We start from the raw sequence: 15,496 nt of genomic DNA, 5'->3' as shown, positions 1-15,496 counted from the left end.
CTCCTGTGGGGGGTGGCGGCCCCGGTCGTCGCCCCATTTGACCCCTCTGACCAGGTAATATGCGGGTCACGGACCGTCTGCATAACCAACGCGTGACCAACGCAGCCGCCAGAGCGCCCGAGGTGACACGCTGCCCAGTCCTCGCTCCGGGCCTCCCGGCTCCGCCCTCCTATCTGGTGGGCCGTGGCTCACGGCGGGGGTCACTGCGGCGATCCACACTCCCCGCAGCCGTAGGCGCCGGTCTCTCTGTGCGGGCACCGCGCCCCGGGTGGCTACGCGTGCGTCAGTTCTCTGTGGCCGAAGTCTCAAGGCCCGTGGGGCCTCCGGGGTTCGCGAGGGGACGGGCCGCGTAAGCGATCCGGACGACGCCGTCACCGTGCCGGCTCGTGGAGGCTTCGACGCCGAAGACCTCGCGCATCACGTCGGGAGTGAGGACGTCGAGTACGGAGCCGACGGCCACCGCCCTCCCGCGGTCAAGGACGACGATCAGGTCGCAGAGCCGGGCGGCCAAGTCCAGGTCGTGCAGGACGGCCAGGGTACTCACTCCGGTCGAACGGATCAGGTCGAGCAGTTCGAACCGGGCGCGGATGTCGAGGTGGTTGGTCAATTCATCCAGGACCAGCAGGCGGGGCCCCTGCGCCAGGGCTCGGGCAAGCAGGACTCGTTGGCGTTCGCCCCCGGACAAGGACGCGTACTCCCTGTCGGCGAAGTGGCTGATCCCGCAGCGGTCGATCGCCTCGGCGACGGAACGCCGGTCGTCCGGGCCCTCGCGACCGATCAGCCCGTGGTGAGGTGTGCGGCCCAGCGCCACGATCTCGGTCACCGACAGGCCCCCCGTGCTGCCGGCCGGGTCCTGGAGGACTGCGGCGGTTCGGCGGGCGGCGGCACGGGGCGCGAGGCGCCAGACGTCGTCCTCTCCAACCCTGACGACACCCTGGGTGGGGCGGAGCGACCGGTAGATCGCGCGGAGCAGGGTGGACTTGCCGCTGCCGTTGGGGCCGACGAGGCCGACGACCTCACCGGGGCCGACTTCCAGGTCGACCCCGTGCAGGACAGGGGTCCCCTCCAGTGCGACGTGTACCTGGTCGACGGTGAGCTTCATACGGTGTCCAAGCCCTTGTTACGGCGCAACAGCCAGACGAAGAACGGGGCGCCGAGCAGGGCGGTGAGGATGCCGAGCGGCAGTTCGTTCGGTCGGATGAGGGTACGGGAGAGGAGGTCGACGAGCACGAGGTAGACGGCTCCGAGCAGCGCGGTGAGCGGGAGAAGTCGCCGGTGGTCCGCTCCGACGGTGAGGCGTACGAGGTGCGGGATCATCAGTCCGACGAAGCCGATGCCGCCGGCCACCGCGATGACCGAACCGGTGAGCAGCGCGGTGATGACCAGCAGGACGGCGCGCAGCCGGTTGACGTCCACGCCGAGTGCGGTGGCTGATTCGTCGCCGGCCAGGACGGCGTTGAGCCGCCGTCCGAACAGGCCGAGCAGGGCGGTGCAGCTCAGGACGATCGTCGCGACCACGGGCAGCTGTTCCCACTGGGCTCCGGCGACGCTGCCCAGCATCCAGAACATCACCGTGCGCAGTTCGGTGGGCGTCGCCCAGAGCTGCACGAAGCTGGTCGCGGAGAGCAGGACGTAGCCGACCGCCACGCCCGCGAGGACGAGGCGGGTGGGTGCCAGGCGTCCGCGACGCCGTCCCAGGGCGAAGACCGCCGTTCCGGTGGCGAGAGCGCCGAGGAACGCGGCGCCCGCAACCCCCACTCCGCCGATGCCGATCCCGCCCAAGGTGATGACCAGAACCGCGCCGAAGGAGGCTCCGTAGGAGAAGCCGAGCACGGTGGAGTCGGCCAGGGGGTTGGCGACCAGGGTCTGGAGGACGGCGCCGGCCACCGCGAGGCCGGCGCCCGCGAGGGCCGCGAGGAGGACGCGGGGCGTGCGGAAGCTCCACACGATCTGGTCCAGCGCGGGGTCGGCGACCGCATCATGGCCCGTCAGGTGATGGGCCACGATGCTCCAGACGTCCGCCACCGGTACGGTGACCGCGCCGATGCTGATCGCCGTGATCACGGCGGCGAGCAGTGCGGCGAGCAGGACGAGGACACCGAGGGAGAGGCGCAGTCCGGTCAGAGAGCGTCGGGGTGGAGCGTCTTGGCGATCTTCTCCACGGCCACGTCGTTGCTGGGGCCGAGGTAGATCGAGTCGGACAGCACCACGTACGCGTCGTTCTTCGCCGCCGACCACTGGGGGAACTCCTTGAGCAGCTTCTTGGCGTAGGCCGTCGGGTCGGGGTCGTTGTAGCTGATGACGACGAGGGCGTCCACGTCGGCGGCGGCCACCTTCTCCTTGCTCAGGTCCGCGAAGGAGGTCTTGGAGGCCGACTCGAAGGCGTTGGTGCCCCCGGCCTTGGCGAGGATGTCGTTGTAGATGCCCTTGGCGACGACAGAGCTGAAGTCGTTGCCGCCCATCGTCATGTTGGAGAAGAGGACCAGGACGTTGGGCTTCTTCTCGTCCTTGACCTTCTCCACGACCTCCGCGATGCGCTTGTCGGACTCGGCGATCAGCCTCTCGGCGCGGTCGCTGACGCCGAAGATTTTGCCCATGTCGCGGAGCAGGGCCCGGCTGTCCTCGATCGTCATCCTGGACGTGTCCTGGTCGCAGCCCTGCGGTGAGATGTAGGTGTTGGCGCCCACGTCCTTGAGCTGGTCGCGGGTGGCGAAGCCGTTCTTGGCGTCGAAGCCGTACGCGGTGGTGGACAGGACCAGGTCGGGACGTTGGCCGAGCATCGCCTCGCGGGGGATGTCGAAGGCGTCGTTGAGCTTGATGTCGCCCTTGGGCAGGGCCTTGATCGCGTCAGCGCGGCCGGGCACTTCGGACATGCCGTAGCTCTGCTGGTTGACGACGATGCGGTCCTCAAGCCCCAGGGCCAGGAGCGTGGAGACCTCGGCGACGGAGGCGCCGTTCATGACGACCACTCTGCCGGGTGCCTTGGTGAAGGTCTGCTTCACCCCGCAGTTTTCCAGCGTGACCGGGTAGCCGGCGGCCGAGGACGCGGCGGGCTGCTTGGTCTCCGCCGCCGTCTCGCCCGTCGGGCCCCCGCATCCGGCGGTCGCGGCTCCGACGACGGCTATCACTCCGAGGGCGGCGAACCGCTTGGTGGACATGTGTGCTCCTAGTGTGAGGCCGGCTGTCGGCCAGGGTTCGTATCAAGAGTCGGGCGGCGCCCGGAGCGAGTTCCCAAAGGTCGTGGCGAATCCGGAGCCGACGGTGCGGGCAGTGCTCCGGTAGCCACGCAGTGATCCAGCTGGCGGAAGAAGGCGGCCCGGTCGGTGGCCGGATGGACGGACGGCAGCGGGCCATCGGCCGACGCCAGGCTCTCCCGCACGTTGTCGGCCCGTACGGTCGCGAGCCCGAGGTTCCCGTCCGGCCCGTCCGGACCCTGCGGCAGGGAGTCGAAGAAGGCGAGGACCGCTGCGGCGTCCCCCGTGTTCGGGGGGATCCGCTCTCGCCAGACGTCCAGTGGAAGGGTCTCGATCTCGTAGCCGTACTCGCGCAGCCAGCGGTGCAGGTCCTTCTGGCGCACCGGAGTTCCGGCGTGGTGGTGGACCACGGCGTGGGGGCGGCGTCTGCCGGGTCCGGTCGCCACGATCTCGGCCGCGACCCGGTCGGCGGGGATCCAGGACTCCTCCGGAAAGAGGTCGGGCACGATGCCCGCAGGCACTCCGGCGCGCAGGACGGTCCACAGGAAGTCCTGGCGGTTCACCGTGCCCGCCGCGATCGGGCCGACGACGCGGCCGAGCCGGTGGACCGTGACGGGCAGGCCGCGCTCGGCGGCCCGTTCGAGGAGGCGTTCGGACGCCCACTTCGTCTGCTGGTAGCCGTAGCGCAGTCCTTCGTGCGCGGTGAGGAACGTCTCCTCGAACTCCTCGCTCAGAGCGCGCGGTGGGCCGACCGAGAGCGTGGAGACGTAGTGCACCGGGATGCCGCGCGGGGCCGCCAGACGCAGCAGGCAGCGGGTGGATTCGGTGTTGGCCGGGCGGAGGGCGGTGTAGTCGCGGACGACACTGACCGCCGCGCCGTTGTGGACGATGGCGTCGACGGTGGACCCGAGTTCGCTCCACTGGTCCTCCGTCATGCCTAGTTGCGGCAGGGACAGGTCTGCTGGGAGAGCGGTGACGCGATGGTGCTCCTCCGGTGGCAGCGCCAGGCCGGCCGCTTCCAGAGCGGCGTGGACGCGCGCCAGAGCCTCCTCGGGGCTCTGGCCCCGGACGGCGCACACCACCTCCGCCTCCGTCGACCGCAGAAGCCGTGCGAGGAGGTGGGTGCCCACGAATCCTGTGGCTCCGGTGAGCAGGAACCGCCGGGGTGGCCAGGAGGCCGTCCCTGCTCCGGGGCGGATCTCCAGGGCGAGCTCGGTGTCGGCCGCCAGGGAGGACGGCAGCACGGAGTCGGCCGGGCTGTCGGACACAGGTGTTCCGGCCCCGAGGAAGACGGCGAGGGCGGCGGGAGTGGCGTACTGGAAGAGCGACGCGACCTTCACCTCCCTGCCCAGCTCCGTGGCCAGGCGGTTGGCGGCCTGGATGGCCTGGAGGGACTGAGCTCCGCGTTCGAAGACGTCGTCGTGCGCGGTGAGGTCGTCGGCCGCGAGTACCTGGCGCCACACGCCGGTGACGGTGGCCTCCAGCGTGAGGGCTCGCCCGGTGTCCTCGGCACCGTCAGGGAGCGCGGGGAGTTGGGAGAGCAGTGCGGCACGGTCCGTCTTGCCCGACGCGGTGCGGGGCAGGCGGGTCAGGAACGTGAGCGAGGCGGGGATCAGCGGTCCGGGCAGCCGGGCGCGGAGGTGGTCGCGGACCGCTGACGCTGGTGGTCTCGGTCCGGCGGGAACGAGGTGGGCGGTGACCCTGCGGGTGCCGTCGGGCAGCACCTGACCGACCACGGCCGCGTCGCTGATTCCGGGGTGGGAGAGCAGGGCGCTCTCCACTTCGGCAGGCTGGACACGGTGACCGCTGATCTTGAACTCGTCGTCCGCGCGGCCGAGATGACGCAGGAGTCCGTCCTCGCCCAGCTCCACCAGGTCGCCCGTTCGGTACGCGCGTGGAGAGCCGGGCAGCCGCTTCAGCGGGACGAAGCGCTCCGCGGTCTCCTGTGGCCGGTCGCGGTAGCCGTTGGCGAGGGCGGGGCCCAGCAGACAGAGCTCCCCGTCGACAACGGCCGCCCGGCTGCCGGGCAGGGGGCGGCCCACCGGGGTGTCGTCGGCTGCGAGAGCCGTGTCGTGCAGATCGGCCACCGTGGCGACGACCGTCCCCTCGGTCGGCCCGTAGGTGTTGAGAAGCCGGACATCCGTGCCGACCGCCTTGCGCCAGCGGGCGGCCCTCTCTCGTAGTGCGGCCTCGCCGCCGATGACGACGGTGTGCACCGTGCTTGGCAGTGCGCCGGCCCCGGTGGACAGGGCATAGGCCAACTCGTGCCAGTACGCGGTCGGCAGGTCGAGCACGCTGATGCCCAGGCGATCACACTCGGCCAGGAAGTGCGGGATCGAGTCCGTCATGTCCTGCGGCCTGATGACCAGCGTGGCGCCGGTGCACAGGGTCAGGAAGATTTCCTCGATGCTGGTGTCGAAGTGCAGGGGGGCGAACTGCAGGACGCGGTCGGTGCGGCCCAGGCCGTAGCGGAGTCCGGCCCCTGCGACGAAGTGGGCCAGTGCTCCGTGTCCGACCTCGACGCCCTTGGGCTCTCCTGTGGTGCCGGAGGTGTGGATGACGTAGGCGAGTTCCCCGAACTCCGGTGCGGACATGGGCGGGTGCGTCGATGTGGTGTGCGGCTCGGCATCGACCAGCAGCACGGCGTGGTCCGGGAAGAGAGGCGCGTACGACGCTGTGGTGAGGACCAGGTCGGGCGCGGCGGAAGTGAGCAGCGCGGTGGTGCGGTCTGCCGGGGCGTTCGGGTCGAGGGGGCAGTAGACGGCACCCGCGGCCATGATGCCGAGCAGGGCGGTGACAGCCGCGATGCCGCGGGGCAGTACGACGGCCACCAGGTCGCCGCGGCGCACTCCATGGCCGGCGAGCAGGTGAGCGGTCCGGCGTGCCTCGCCGAAGAGTTCGGCGTAGCCGATGCTTCGGCCGCTCTCCTCCACGGCCACCGCGCTGCCGCGTCGCGCCGCGTGGTCGGCGATGAGGGCGAGCACCGGGCGGGGTGGCGCGGGGAGCGGGTCTCCCTCCAGTACGTGGACCGGCGTGGAGTGTGCCGCGAGCGAGGCGGAGGGCAGGGCGTTGAACGGGCGGTCTGGTTCCGCGACGGCTTCCGTCAGCAGGTCGAACAGGGCGCGCCGGTGACCGGCGACCTCGGCGGCGGTGTACAGGTCGGGGTTCGCGTCCACGGCGAAGCGCAGAGATGTGCCTTCGGAGCGGTCGTACACGTTGAACGCCAGGTCGTCGACGGGTCCGGCCGAGACGTTGTGCACCGTGCTGCGATGTCCGGCGAACCGCAGGTCATAGGCGAACGGCATGATGTTGACGCCCGGGCCGGAGAGCCGCCTCCCCGCGCCCACCAGCCGCAGGTCGCGCCGGATCTGCTCGTAGCGGTAGCGCTGGTGAGGCAGGGCCGAGCGCACCTCGCGGGAGACCGCAGCGACCAGCGCCCGCAGACTGTCGTCCGCGCCGACGGCCAGTCGCAGCGGCAGGACGTTGCGGACCATGGCGGGCACGCGCAGGGACACGGAGCCGAAGCGGCCCATCGCGGGGACGCTCAGCACGATCTCCGGTGCTCCGGTGGCGCGGTGGAGGTGGGCGGCGGTGATGGCGAGAAGGACCTCCGACCAGGACACCGACAGGGCACGGGCCGTGGCCCGCAGCGCCGCTGTGGTCCCGGCGTCGAGATCTCCCTCGTCCCGGAGAAAGGAGGCAGTCGGCAGAGCGGACCTCGCCGCCGGTGTGGCGATCTCGGGCCGGTCGGCGTACCGGTGCGTCCAGTGGTCCCGGTCGCGGGCGAACTGCTCGGACCCGCGGTAGGCAGCCTCCTCCTCGCGTACCGAGGCGAGGGTGCCGAATCCGCTCGGGCCGACCGCCGCGTTCGCGGCGAGCGCGGTGTAGACGTCGGCGACGCGCCGTGCGACCAGGGAGAGGCCGAAGCCGTCCAGCGCGATGTGGTGGACGCGGTGGTACCAGAGGTGGCGGTCGGCGGCGAGGCGGAACAGGGCGTGCCCGAAGAGTGGTCCGCGGGTGAGATCGACGGGGCGCGCGATGTCGGCGCCGATCCAGCGCAGTGCCTCGGCTCGCGGATCGGGCGCCGAGGAGACGTCGGCGGTGTGGAGGTGCCACTCGGGTGCCGGGATGTCGACTTGCTGAGGACGGCCCTCGTCGTCGGCGGCGAACACGCAGTGCAGAGCCTCGGTCTCCTCGACCGCCCGGCGCAGCGCGGCCTCGAAGATGTCCATGTCGACCGGGCCCTCGATCACCACGTACTCGGCGGTGTTGTAGGCGGGGCTGGAGGTGTCGAGCTGGTGGCCGGTCCAGATGCCCTCCTGTGCCCCGAGCAGCCGGTGGTGGGGGCGGTCGCTGTCAGGCGTCGTCATGACGTCCTTCTTTCTGCCGTTCGTCCAGAAGCCGCCACCAGTGGTGGAAGGAGGGCAGTTCGGCCAGATCGATGAAGGAGACGTCGATGCCGTACGCCTGCCAGCGCTCGACCAGTGTGATGAGGCGGAGGGAGTCGAGTCCGGCGCCGGCGGGGTTGTCGTCGAGGTCGACTTCCTCGGGCTCCTGGTAGAGGAGTTCGGCGAGATCGGCGCGGAACTGCTGGGTGGTGAGGGCAGCGGGCATGGTGGTCCTCTCTCTTCGCGCTGCGGGCGGCGGAGGTCAGTTGACCTTGCGGCCCGGACCGCTCCAGAACCGGTCGCGCAGTTCGCGGCGCAGGATCTTCCCGCTGGGGTTACGGGGGACGTGGTCGATGAACTCGTACTTCGCGGGCAGTTTGAACGCGGCCAGCCGGGGTGTGAGGAAGGTGTGCAGGTCGCGCGCGCGCAGGGCCGGGCCGCCCGGGTCGGCCGGGACGACGAAGGCGTGGACGTACTCGCCCCAGCGGTCGTCCGGCGCGCCGACGACCACGGCTTCGGCGACGCCGGGGTGGTGTTCCAGTACGTTCTCGATCTCCGCCGGGTAGACGTTCTCGCCCGCCACGAGGATCGCGTCCTTGATGCGGTCGCGGATGAAGACGTAGCCGTCCTCGTCGACGAAACCGGCGTCCCCGGTGCGGATCCAGCCGTCGACGAGGGTCTCGGCGGTCTTGTCGGGGAGGTTCCAGTACTCCACCATGTGCGCCGGTGTGGCCAGGCGGACCTCGCCGACCGCGCCGGGCGGCAGCGGGACGCCCTGATCGTCGGTCACCTGGACCCGTACGCCGGGGTAGGGGCGGCCCGCCGCCTGCATGGGAGGCGATCCCGGCTCGTGGACGGCAGGCGGCAGGCAGACCGCCGTGTTGCCGGTCTCCGTGAGCCCGTAGATCTGGGCGAACTCGCAGCGGAACACCGCCAGGCTCTGCTCCAGCAGGGTCTCGGAGATCGGCGATCCGCCGTAGACGATCTTGCGCAGGGTCGCGAAGTCGGCCGGTGTGACGCCCGGCCGCGTCAGCATCATCCGCAGCATGGCGGGAACCACGCAGGCGGTGGTGATGCCGAGCCGCCGGATCAGCTCGACGGCCACGGCGGCGTCGAAGGCGCGCATCGCCACGACCGTGGTCCCGGCGTTGAAGTTCTGTGTGGCCCACCACAGTCCGCCAATGTGAAAGCCGGGGATGCCGACCAGCGCGATGTCACCGGAACGCCAGTCGATCCAGTCGACCTCCGCCTCGGCCATGGCGTCCGCGATGGCGAAGAAGCTGCGGTGGGCCAGCACGACGCCCTTCGGCAGCCCGGTGGTGCCACTGGTGTAGAGCTGCGCCACCGGGGTGTCGCGCGTCGCCGCGTACGCCTCGTCGGCTCCGGGGTGCGGGGCCTTCCAGACGGTGTAGCCCTCGGCCGCGTCGAGCGCGACGACGTGTTCGGGCGGTGCGATCGGCATGTTGTCGACGATGTGCCGGAACTCTTCCTCGACGAAGAGCAGTCGGGTGCCCGAGTCCTGGAGTATGTGGCTGACCTCCGGTGACGTCAGCCGCCAGTTGACCGGGACGAGGACGGTGCCGGTCTTGGCGCAGGCGAAGAGGATCTCGTAGTACCGCTCCGACTCCTTGCCCAGGTAGGCGACCCGGTCACCGGCTGTGAGACCGGCGGCGCGCAGGGCCTGTGCGGCGCGGCTGCTCTCCCGGTGCAGGTCCGCGTAGGTGAGTGTGGTGTCGCCGCAGATGACGGCCGGGGTGTCCGGCTGCCCTTCGGCGTGGAAGCGGGCGGTGTCGACGAGGGTGGTGGGCCGGTGGTGCAGCCGGGTGCCCGGCTGCGGGGCGTCAAGGGTGCCCATGTCAGGTGTCCGTCCTGTCTGTGCCTGCCGCTGAGCGGGCTTCGGGTCGGGTGATGTTGACGAAGGCGAGGGTGGCGTCGCCGTCGCACCGGCCTCCCTCGGTGTCCCAGTAGCGGTAGGCGGTGGTGGCCATGAGGAGGGGGCCGCGGCCGGGTGACCGGAGGTCGACGGAGCGGAACGCCATCTCACCGGAGAAGTCCCGTGGGCTGACCGGCCGTTGGAAGCGGGAGGCGAACCGGGCGATGAGGATGTCCGGCAGCTGGTGGCGCCAGAAGTCCTCCAGCGTCCAGCTTTCGAAGCCGGTCAGCAGCTGTTCCTTCACCGACTTGGCGACGAGGTAATACATCATCTGGTTGTAGGCGATGTTCACCTCCACCGAGTTCAGGTGGCCGGTGTCGTCGATGTAGCAGGACTCCGGGATCGCGAACGTCGCCCGAACCCGGGACAGCCCGTCGGGCAGCCCTGAGACCTCCGCGGTGAGCAGGTAGCGGCAGTGCTCCTTGTACGGTGCGAGCACCCGGGGCAGCAGGTCCTCGTCCGTGGCGAAGGTCTGCACGGGGCGCGCTTCCACGGTGCGAGCGGTCCGGGTCATGCCGCTTCCAGACCGGCGTGCAGCTTGCGCTCGTCGTGGACGGTGACGCGGTAGGAGACCGTGGGTTCGGGTGTGGTGGTGTGCCGGGCGCAGTGGATGAGACTGCGGTTGTCCCAGACGAGCAGGTCACCCTTCTCGAAGCTCTGGAGATGGATGTTCTCGTGCTCGAAGGTCCGGTCGAGCTGACCGGTCGCCGCGAAGAGCCGCTGGAGCAGTTCTTCGTCGAGCGGCTTGCCCTGGGCATCCTCGATGCCGACGGTGAAGCCCTCGCTGAGGTAGAGCACTTGCTCACCGGTCATCGGGTGGGTGAAGACGGTCGGCTGGAGGACGGCGGGCGTCTTCTGCTCCACCTCGTCGAGGATCTCCGACAGCGGGCGGTAGACGTCGTGCGGGCGCACCTTGAAGTACTTGCGAACCGAGTGCCGGCAGCGGGTCTCCGCGATCTCCCGCTTCAGGTCGTCGGGCAGCTTCACGTACGCCGCTCCCATGTCGATGAAGTACGTGCCGCGGTTCTTCGCGGGTATGACCTGCGGGTAGATCAGGGTGATCCCGAACGGGTCCGGCATGAACTGGTAGTCGGCGTGCCAGAACTTGCCCGTCTTGGGCACACCGATCTGCTTGCCGTTCTCCGGCACGTTCGAGGAGACGAACACCTCGGACACCTCGGGGTGCTGGTACATCGGCTCGTAGTACGTCTCCGGGCGGCCCAGGCGGCGGCCCAGCTCCAGGAACGCCTGCGGGGAGAGGTCCTGGCCCTTCAGAACGGCGATCTTGCGTCGGTAGACGGTCTCCTTGAGGGCCGTGATGTCGCCTTCGGAAGCCGACGTGTGGTCGAAGTCCTCGACGGAGGTGCCGATGGAGGTCCCGGCGTGGTCCGTGATGCGCATGGTGGTGCTCCTTCTGTCGTGGCGGAAAGATGTGTGGCTGCCGCCGTGTCAGGCGGCCAGGCGGGTGTCGATCAGCACGGCGGTCGCACCGAGCGTGAGGTCGGGGACCAGTTCGCTGTCCTCGACGGTGACGCCGAGGTGGCGTTCGATGTGGATGCTGATCTCGACCATGGTCAGTGAGTCGACGTCGAGGTCGGCGTAGGTCGCCTCGGGCCTGAAGTGGTCGGCGGGCGCGTCGTGCAGGGCGCTGAGGATCGACACCAACTGCTGGTAGGTGGCGGTCATGAGGCGGATTCCTCTCGGTGGTGGGGCGGTTCGGCGGTCGGGGGCAGCGCGGGCCAGGTGAGAAGGCAGGAGCCCCAGGTGAGACCGCCTCCGAAGGCGGTGAGCAGGACCCGGTCGCCCGGCCGCAGGGCCCGGTTGGCGTGGCCGGCGGCCAGGGCGAGGGGGATGGAGGCCGCGCCGGTGTTGCCGGCCGTCTCCACGTGGGTGGCACATCGGTCGATGTGGAGGCCCAGGTCGGTGGCGACTGTGCGCAGGATGCGCAGGTTGGCCTGGTGGGGAACGAAGCGGTCGATGTCCTGGACGTCCAAGCCGGCCCGGTTCAATACGGTGCGGACCGAGTCCGTCATCCGGGCGACCGCGTGGCGGTACACCTCTTTGCCGCGCATGGCGAAATGCCGCTCGGCACGCGAAGTGCGACCGGGGTCGGCCGGGAGGCGGGAGCCGCCGGCCGCGACCGTGATCATGTCCTCGTGCGCTCCGTCACTGCCGAGGTCGAACGGCCCGATGGCACCGGTCTCCGAAGCATGCCCGGCCCGCAGGACAACGGCTCCCGCGCCGTCGCCGAAGACGACGGCGTTCTGCCGGTCCTCGGGGTCGACGATGCGGGAGTACACGTCCGCGCCGATCACCAGGACACGGCTCGCGACTCCCGAGATGATCAGTCCCGCCCCCGCTGCCAGGGCGTAGACGAACCCGGTGCACACGGCGCCGACGTCGAAGGCCGCCGCACCGGTCAGGCCGAGCCGTGCGGCCACCAGCGGCGCGGTGGCGGGGCAGGTGCGGTCGGGTGTGGTGGTGGCCACGACGACCGCATCGGCCGTGTCGGCACCGGAGTTGGCGAGCGCCCTGCGGCCCGCCTCGACGGCGAGGTCGGAGGTGGCTTCCTCCGGGGCAGCGAGATGCCTGCTGCGGATACCGGTGCGGGAGCGTATCCAGGCGTCGTCGGTGTCGAGCCGGTCCGCCAGCTCATCGTTGCCGACCTTGCGCCGGGGCAGCCAACCGCCGACGCCGCTCAGCACGGCGGACCGGTCGGTGGGTGTCGCGGACATGGTTCTCCTGGGAATTGGTGTCGGTGGGGCCTTCTTGCGGGGCGGCGACATCGTTACGAGGTGTTCGAACGGATCAGGAGAGCGGCGAACGAGCCGAGCGCCAGCGCCCCGGAAGTCAGGAGCAGAGCCGTTCGTATGCCGTCGACCAGAACCGGGACGGACGACTCCTGGCCGATGCCGGAGGCCGCCGCGACGAGCAGCGCGAGGCCGACCGCGCCGCCCACCTGGAGGGACGTGGACGCGATCCCCGAGGCGATGCCCTGATCACCGGGCGCCACTCCCGAGGCGGCGGCGATCCACAGAGCCGTCCACGCGGCGCCCTGCCCCACGCTCATGAGCACGATCCCCGGCAGCAGCGCCGGATAGGAACCGTTCGCCGCCACGGCCGGCACCAGGGCGAGAGCGCCGACGGCCCCGATTCCCAGTCCGCCGACCAGCAGGCGCCGCATGCCGAACAGGGTGACGGCACGAGCCCCCACCTGGGTGCCGGCCGCGACGACGACCGCCGGGACGAGGAAGCAGAGCCCCGTCACGAAGGCGTCGTAGCCCCGCACGGCCTGGAAGTAGAGGGTCAGGAAGTACGGAAGCGAACTGAACGTCGCACTGAACAGTGCCGCGACCCCCGTGGCCGCGACCAGCCCGCGGCGACGGAGGAGACGGACGGGCATCAGGGGATCGTGCGCCCGCCCCTCGATGGCGGCGAAGAGAACCAGGCAGAGGAGCCCCGCGACTGCGGCGGCCAGGGCCGCGGGGCGCGTCCATCCCTCCGCGGGGGCGTACACCAGCAGGAAGACGAGCAGTGTGAGCCCGCCGGTGGCGGCCAGCGCCCCTGCGGCGTCGAAGCGCCGCGTGCGGTCCCGGGGCGGGTCCGCGGCGAACAGCAGGCGTCCGAGGACGGCCAGAGCGAGGGCCACGGGGACGTTGACGAAGAACACCGAGGGCCAGCCGTACCCGTGGACCAGAACGCCGCCGAGGAGCGATCCGAAGCACAGTCCGCCCGCGCCGGCCGCGCCCCAGACCGCGAGCGCCCGGTTGCGGACCGGCCCTTCGGCGTACGTGGTGTTGATGAGCGAAAGCGTGGCCGGGAACAGCAAAGAGCCGCCGATCCCCTGGGCCGCGCGTACGGCCAGCAGGATGCCGGGCGACTGCGCGAGCCCGCCCAGCAGGGAGGAGAACGCGTATATCGCCGTGGCCAGGACGAACATCCTCCGGCGGCCCACGAGATCCGCCGCGCGTCCGCCGAGCAGCAGGAAGCCTCCGGTGGTGACGACGTACGCGCTGACCACCCACTGGAGGTCGTGGTCGGAAAAGCCCAGTGAGGCGCCGATGTCGGGCAGCGCCACGTAGACGATGCTGTAGTCGAGCGAGATGACGAGCTGGGCCAGAGCGAGGAGGACCACCGGAAGGCCAAGGCGCTGACGTGCTGCCGCGTGCTCGTCTGCGGTCGCGGACATGATCGATCCCTCTCTGGTGAAGAGCTCGGTGAACGAGGTGACGGGGGGCGGAACGCCTGGGGAAGTGCGTCAGGGCACGCCGGACGTCGCCGCAGTGGGCGGGACGAGGGACGGGAGTCGAGGTACGGGCACCGGTGTGCGCTCCCGGCGCGATGGGTGGTGCGGAAACACGTGGAGTGACCGCATGCGCAAGGGGGCCCGGGAGGGTGTCGGTGTGTCAGTAGCGGCGGTACGTGCCCGGTTCCGGCTCTTCCTGGTCCGGCGCGCCGCGCAGGGTCACGTCTGCGCCAGCAGCTTCCGCACCTCCGTCACCAGGACGGTCAGCGCCTGCCGTTCGGGGACGGTCGTCTCCGGATGCCAGAGATCGGCCAGAAGACAGGTCCTCGGGCGGTTCCCCCGGTTCTCCGCGTGGTGTTCGAAGGAGTAGTCGAAGAGGAGACAGCGGCCTTCTTCCCAGACGCGCGTCTCACCGGCGACAGTGATGTCGCAGTCGTCCGGGATGTCGACGGCGAAGTGGAGGTTGATGCTGAAGTTCCACAGATCGCAGTGCGGCGCGATGCGGGTACCCGGCAGCAGCGTCGAGAAGTGGCTTTCCAGCAGAGGGCAGATGAGACCGTGGCCGACCGCGACGTTCTTGACGATGTCGAACGCGGTGGGAGCGATCTCGGCCGACTCCGCCATGAGCTCCCCGTCCCGGTAGAGGTAGAGGGACTGCCAGTCGTCCTGGCGCGTCAGGTAGTGCTCGTAGTCCGAGAAGGCCGCACGCTTCGTCCGCCAGGCCCTCTCGTGCTCCGCGCTGATCGCCCCATGCGCGCCTTCCAGAGCCTCCACGAGCGACGCGATGCCCGGATCGCTCCTCGGGTCGTGCCAGGGCTTCTGGGATATCCCCGGCAGGATCCACTTCGCGCCCGCCTGCAGCGGGTGCCTGGGGAGCCCTCCCGGCGCCATCATCTCCTCCACCCGCGCAAGCGAGTCGGGGCCGAACTCATCACGTATCGCGGCGAACTGCTCGTCGGTCGACTGCATCACGACTTCCTTTCCGCCCTGCCGCCGAGGGGATCGGACTCAGGGGTCCCGCCCCCGCACCCCTGCGGCCGCGGCCTCCCGGGGGTCGGTGGCCGCTTCGTATCAAAAGTCGAACGCCTATCCGCCCGAGTTCCCGTCACGGCCGAGAAAATCCGGTCAAAAGTGCGAGGAGGTGGCGGCGGACTCTCAAAGGCCGCCACGACGTCCTCAAGGTGCGGACCCCAGGGTGACCGGCCTGACGACGGCGTCGACGGTGACACGGCCGGTCCGTACGAAGTCGAGGGTGAACGTGATGCGGTCCCCGGGCCGCCATGTCTCGTCGGCGGGAAGGGTCACAGCCGCTCCGTACGGCGACATCTCGACCTCCCCGTACGCCGGGACTTCCACGGTCTCCGTCCGTTCCCGGTAGGCCCCGTTCGTCGCGTTCATGCGGTGCGCGGTCAGCTCGACGCCCCGCTCGGCGACGGGGGAAGTGACCGAGCGGAGCCGATCCGGTGCACCCCCGGTGTTGACGATGTGGAAGTAGGCGTTGGTGTCCCTTCCGGGAATCACCGGAAGAAGCACGCGGGCCTCCCGCACCTCGATCTTCGCGGGACTGCCCGCGTACCCGGCGGTGGTCCAGGCGGACAGGCCGCCGACAGCGGCGATGGCGGCGACGGCCACCGCCGCGCCGGTCCCGGCCGCCTCCCGTACTCGTCGGAGACCGGGACCCCGGTAGAGATTCTTCATGAGCGTGCGCTCCACTGAGGAGAGGGAGAGGGAGGGG

13 protein-coding genes are annotated in these 15,496 nt (G+C 70.5%); all 13 read right to left on the bottom strand.

What is annotated here, in order from left to right; genetic code table 11:
* Positions 1 to 283: 283 nt before the first annotated feature.
* Positions 284 to 1,102, bottom strand: a complete 819-nt coding sequence (locus tag AMK22_RS02800; RefSeq protein ID WP_073781608.1) for an ABC transporter ATP-binding protein — start codon at positions 1,100 to 1,102, stop codon at positions 284 to 286.
* The gene (locus AMK22_RS02795; protein ID WP_073781607.1) at positions 1,099 to 2,064 is read right to left on the bottom strand and encodes a FecCD family ABC transporter permease; all 966 of its coding nucleotides are present in this window, start codon (positions 2,062 to 2,064) and stop codon (positions 1,099 to 1,101) included. The genes AMK22_RS02800 and AMK22_RS02795 overlap by 4 nt, the downstream gene beginning before the upstream one ends.
* 56 nt (positions 2,065 to 2,120) lie before the next feature.
* Positions 2,121 to 3,158: an ABC transporter substrate-binding protein gene (locus AMK22_RS02790; protein WP_073781606.1), complete on the bottom strand. Its 1,038-nt coding sequence runs from the start codon at positions 3,156 to 3,158 to the stop codon at positions 2,121 to 2,123.
* Positions 3,159 to 3,166: 8 nt separating this feature from the next.
* Positions 3,167 to 7,564, bottom strand: coding sequence for a non-ribosomal peptide synthetase (locus AMK22_RS02785; protein WP_073781605.1), 4,398 nt, complete (start codon positions 7,562 to 7,564; stop codon positions 3,167 to 3,169).
* Positions 7,551 to 7,808, bottom strand: coding sequence for a phosphopantetheine-binding protein (locus AMK22_RS02780; RefSeq protein ID WP_073781604.1), 258 nt, complete (start codon positions 7,806 to 7,808; stop codon positions 7,551 to 7,553). The genes AMK22_RS02785 and AMK22_RS02780 overlap by 14 nt, the downstream gene beginning before the upstream one ends.
* Before the next feature lie 36 nt (positions 7,809 to 7,844).
* Positions 7,845 to 9,437 (bottom strand): long-chain-fatty-acid--CoA ligase, encoded by a 1,593-nt coding sequence (locus AMK22_RS02775; RefSeq protein WP_073781603.1) that lies wholly within the window; start codon positions 9,435 to 9,437, stop codon positions 7,845 to 7,847.
* Position 9,438: 1 nt separating this feature from the next.
* Complete coding sequence (gene scoD, locus AMK22_RS02770) at positions 9,439 to 10,029, bottom strand: (2E)-enoyl-ACP glycyltransferase (RefSeq protein WP_073781602.1); 591 nt, start codon at positions 10,027 to 10,029, stop codon at positions 9,439 to 9,441.
* On the bottom strand, positions 10,026 to 10,916 hold the full coding sequence (gene scoE / locus AMK22_RS02765; RefSeq protein WP_079185891.1) for a (3R)-3-[(carboxymethyl)amino]fatty acid oxygenase/decarboxylase: 891 nt from the start codon (positions 10,914 to 10,916) through the stop codon (positions 10,026 to 10,028). Before scoE ends, scoD begins: the two co-directional genes overlap by 4 nt.
* A 48-nt stretch (positions 10,917 to 10,964) precedes the next feature.
* Positions 10,965 to 11,201, bottom strand: coding sequence for an acyl carrier protein (locus tag AMK22_RS02760; protein WP_073781601.1), 237 nt, complete (start codon positions 11,199 to 11,201; stop codon positions 10,965 to 10,967).
* The gene (locus tag AMK22_RS02755) at positions 11,198 to 12,250 is read right to left on the bottom strand and encodes a beta-ketoacyl-ACP synthase III (protein WP_073781600.1); all 1,053 of its coding nucleotides are present in this window, start codon (positions 12,248 to 12,250) and stop codon (positions 11,198 to 11,200) included. The genes AMK22_RS02760 and AMK22_RS02755 overlap by 4 nt, the downstream gene beginning before the upstream one ends.
* 53 nt (positions 12,251 to 12,303) lie before the next feature.
* Complete coding sequence (locus tag AMK22_RS02750) at positions 12,304 to 13,704, bottom strand: MFS transporter (protein ID WP_073781599.1); 1,401 nt, start codon at positions 13,702 to 13,704, stop codon at positions 12,304 to 12,306.
* Between the two features lie 276 nt (positions 13,705 to 13,980).
* Positions 13,981 to 14,730, bottom strand: coding sequence for an aspartyl/asparaginyl beta-hydroxylase domain-containing protein (locus AMK22_RS02745; RefSeq protein WP_079185890.1), 750 nt, complete (start codon positions 14,728 to 14,730; stop codon positions 13,981 to 13,983).
* A 207-nt stretch (positions 14,731 to 14,937) separates the two neighbouring features.
* On the bottom strand, positions 14,938 to 15,459 hold the full coding sequence (locus AMK22_RS02740; protein WP_073781597.1) for a copper chaperone PCu(A)C: 522 nt from the start codon (positions 15,457 to 15,459) through the stop codon (positions 14,938 to 14,940).
* Between the last annotated feature and the right edge of the window lie 37 nt (positions 15,460 to 15,496).

This window comes from Streptomyces sp. CB01580, assembly GCF_001905795.1.
In the GTDB taxonomy this organism is placed as follows: domain Bacteria; phylum Actinomycetota; class Actinomycetes; order Streptomycetales; family Streptomycetaceae; genus Streptomyces.
This window is presented reverse-complemented; position numbering and strand designations above follow the sequence as displayed.

Bases quoted from the DNA above. Each gene is read 5' to 3' on its own strand.
- AMK22_RS02800 (WP_073781608.1), bottom strand. From the start codon at position 1,102: ATGAAGCTCACCGTCGACCAGGTACACGTCGCACTGGAGGGGACCCCT.
- AMK22_RS02790 (WP_073781606.1), bottom strand. From the start codon at position 3,158: ATGTCCACCAAGCGGTTCGCCGCCCTCGGAGTGATAGCCGTCGTCGGA.
- AMK22_RS02785 (WP_073781605.1), bottom strand. From the start codon at position 7,564: ATGACGACGCCTGACAGCGACCGCCCCCACCACCGGCTGCTCGGGGCA.
- AMK22_RS02780 (WP_073781604.1), bottom strand. From the start codon at position 7,808: ATGCCCGCTGCCCTCACCACCCAGCAGTTCCGCGCCGATCTCGCCGAA.
- AMK22_RS02775 (WP_073781603.1), bottom strand. From the start codon at position 9,437: ATGGGCACCCTTGACGCCCCGCAGCCGGGCACCCGGCTGCACCACCGG.
- scoD (WP_073781602.1), bottom strand. From the start codon at position 10,029: ATGACCCGGACCGCTCGCACCGTGGAAGCGCGCCCCGTGCAGACCTTC.
- scoE (WP_079185891.1), bottom strand. From the start codon at position 10,916: ATGCGCATCACGGACCACGCCGGGACCTCCATCGGCACCTCCGTCGAG.
- AMK22_RS02760 (WP_073781601.1), bottom strand. From the start codon at position 11,201: ATGACCGCCACCTACCAGCAGTTGGTGTCGATCCTCAGCGCCCTGCAC.
- AMK22_RS02755 (WP_073781600.1), bottom strand. From the start codon at position 12,250: ATGTCCGCGACACCCACCGACCGGTCCGCCGTGCTGAGCGGCGTCGGC.
- AMK22_RS02750 (WP_073781599.1), bottom strand. From the start codon at position 13,704: ATGTCCGCGACCGCAGACGAGCACGCGGCAGCACGTCAGCGCCTTGGC.
- AMK22_RS02745 (WP_079185890.1), bottom strand. From the start codon at position 14,730: ATGCAGTCGACCGACGAGCAGTTCGCCGCGATACGTGATGAGTTCGGC.
- AMK22_RS02740 (WP_073781597.1), bottom strand. From the start codon at position 15,459: ATGAAGAATCTCTACCGGGGTCCCGGTCTCCGACGAGTACGGGAGGCG.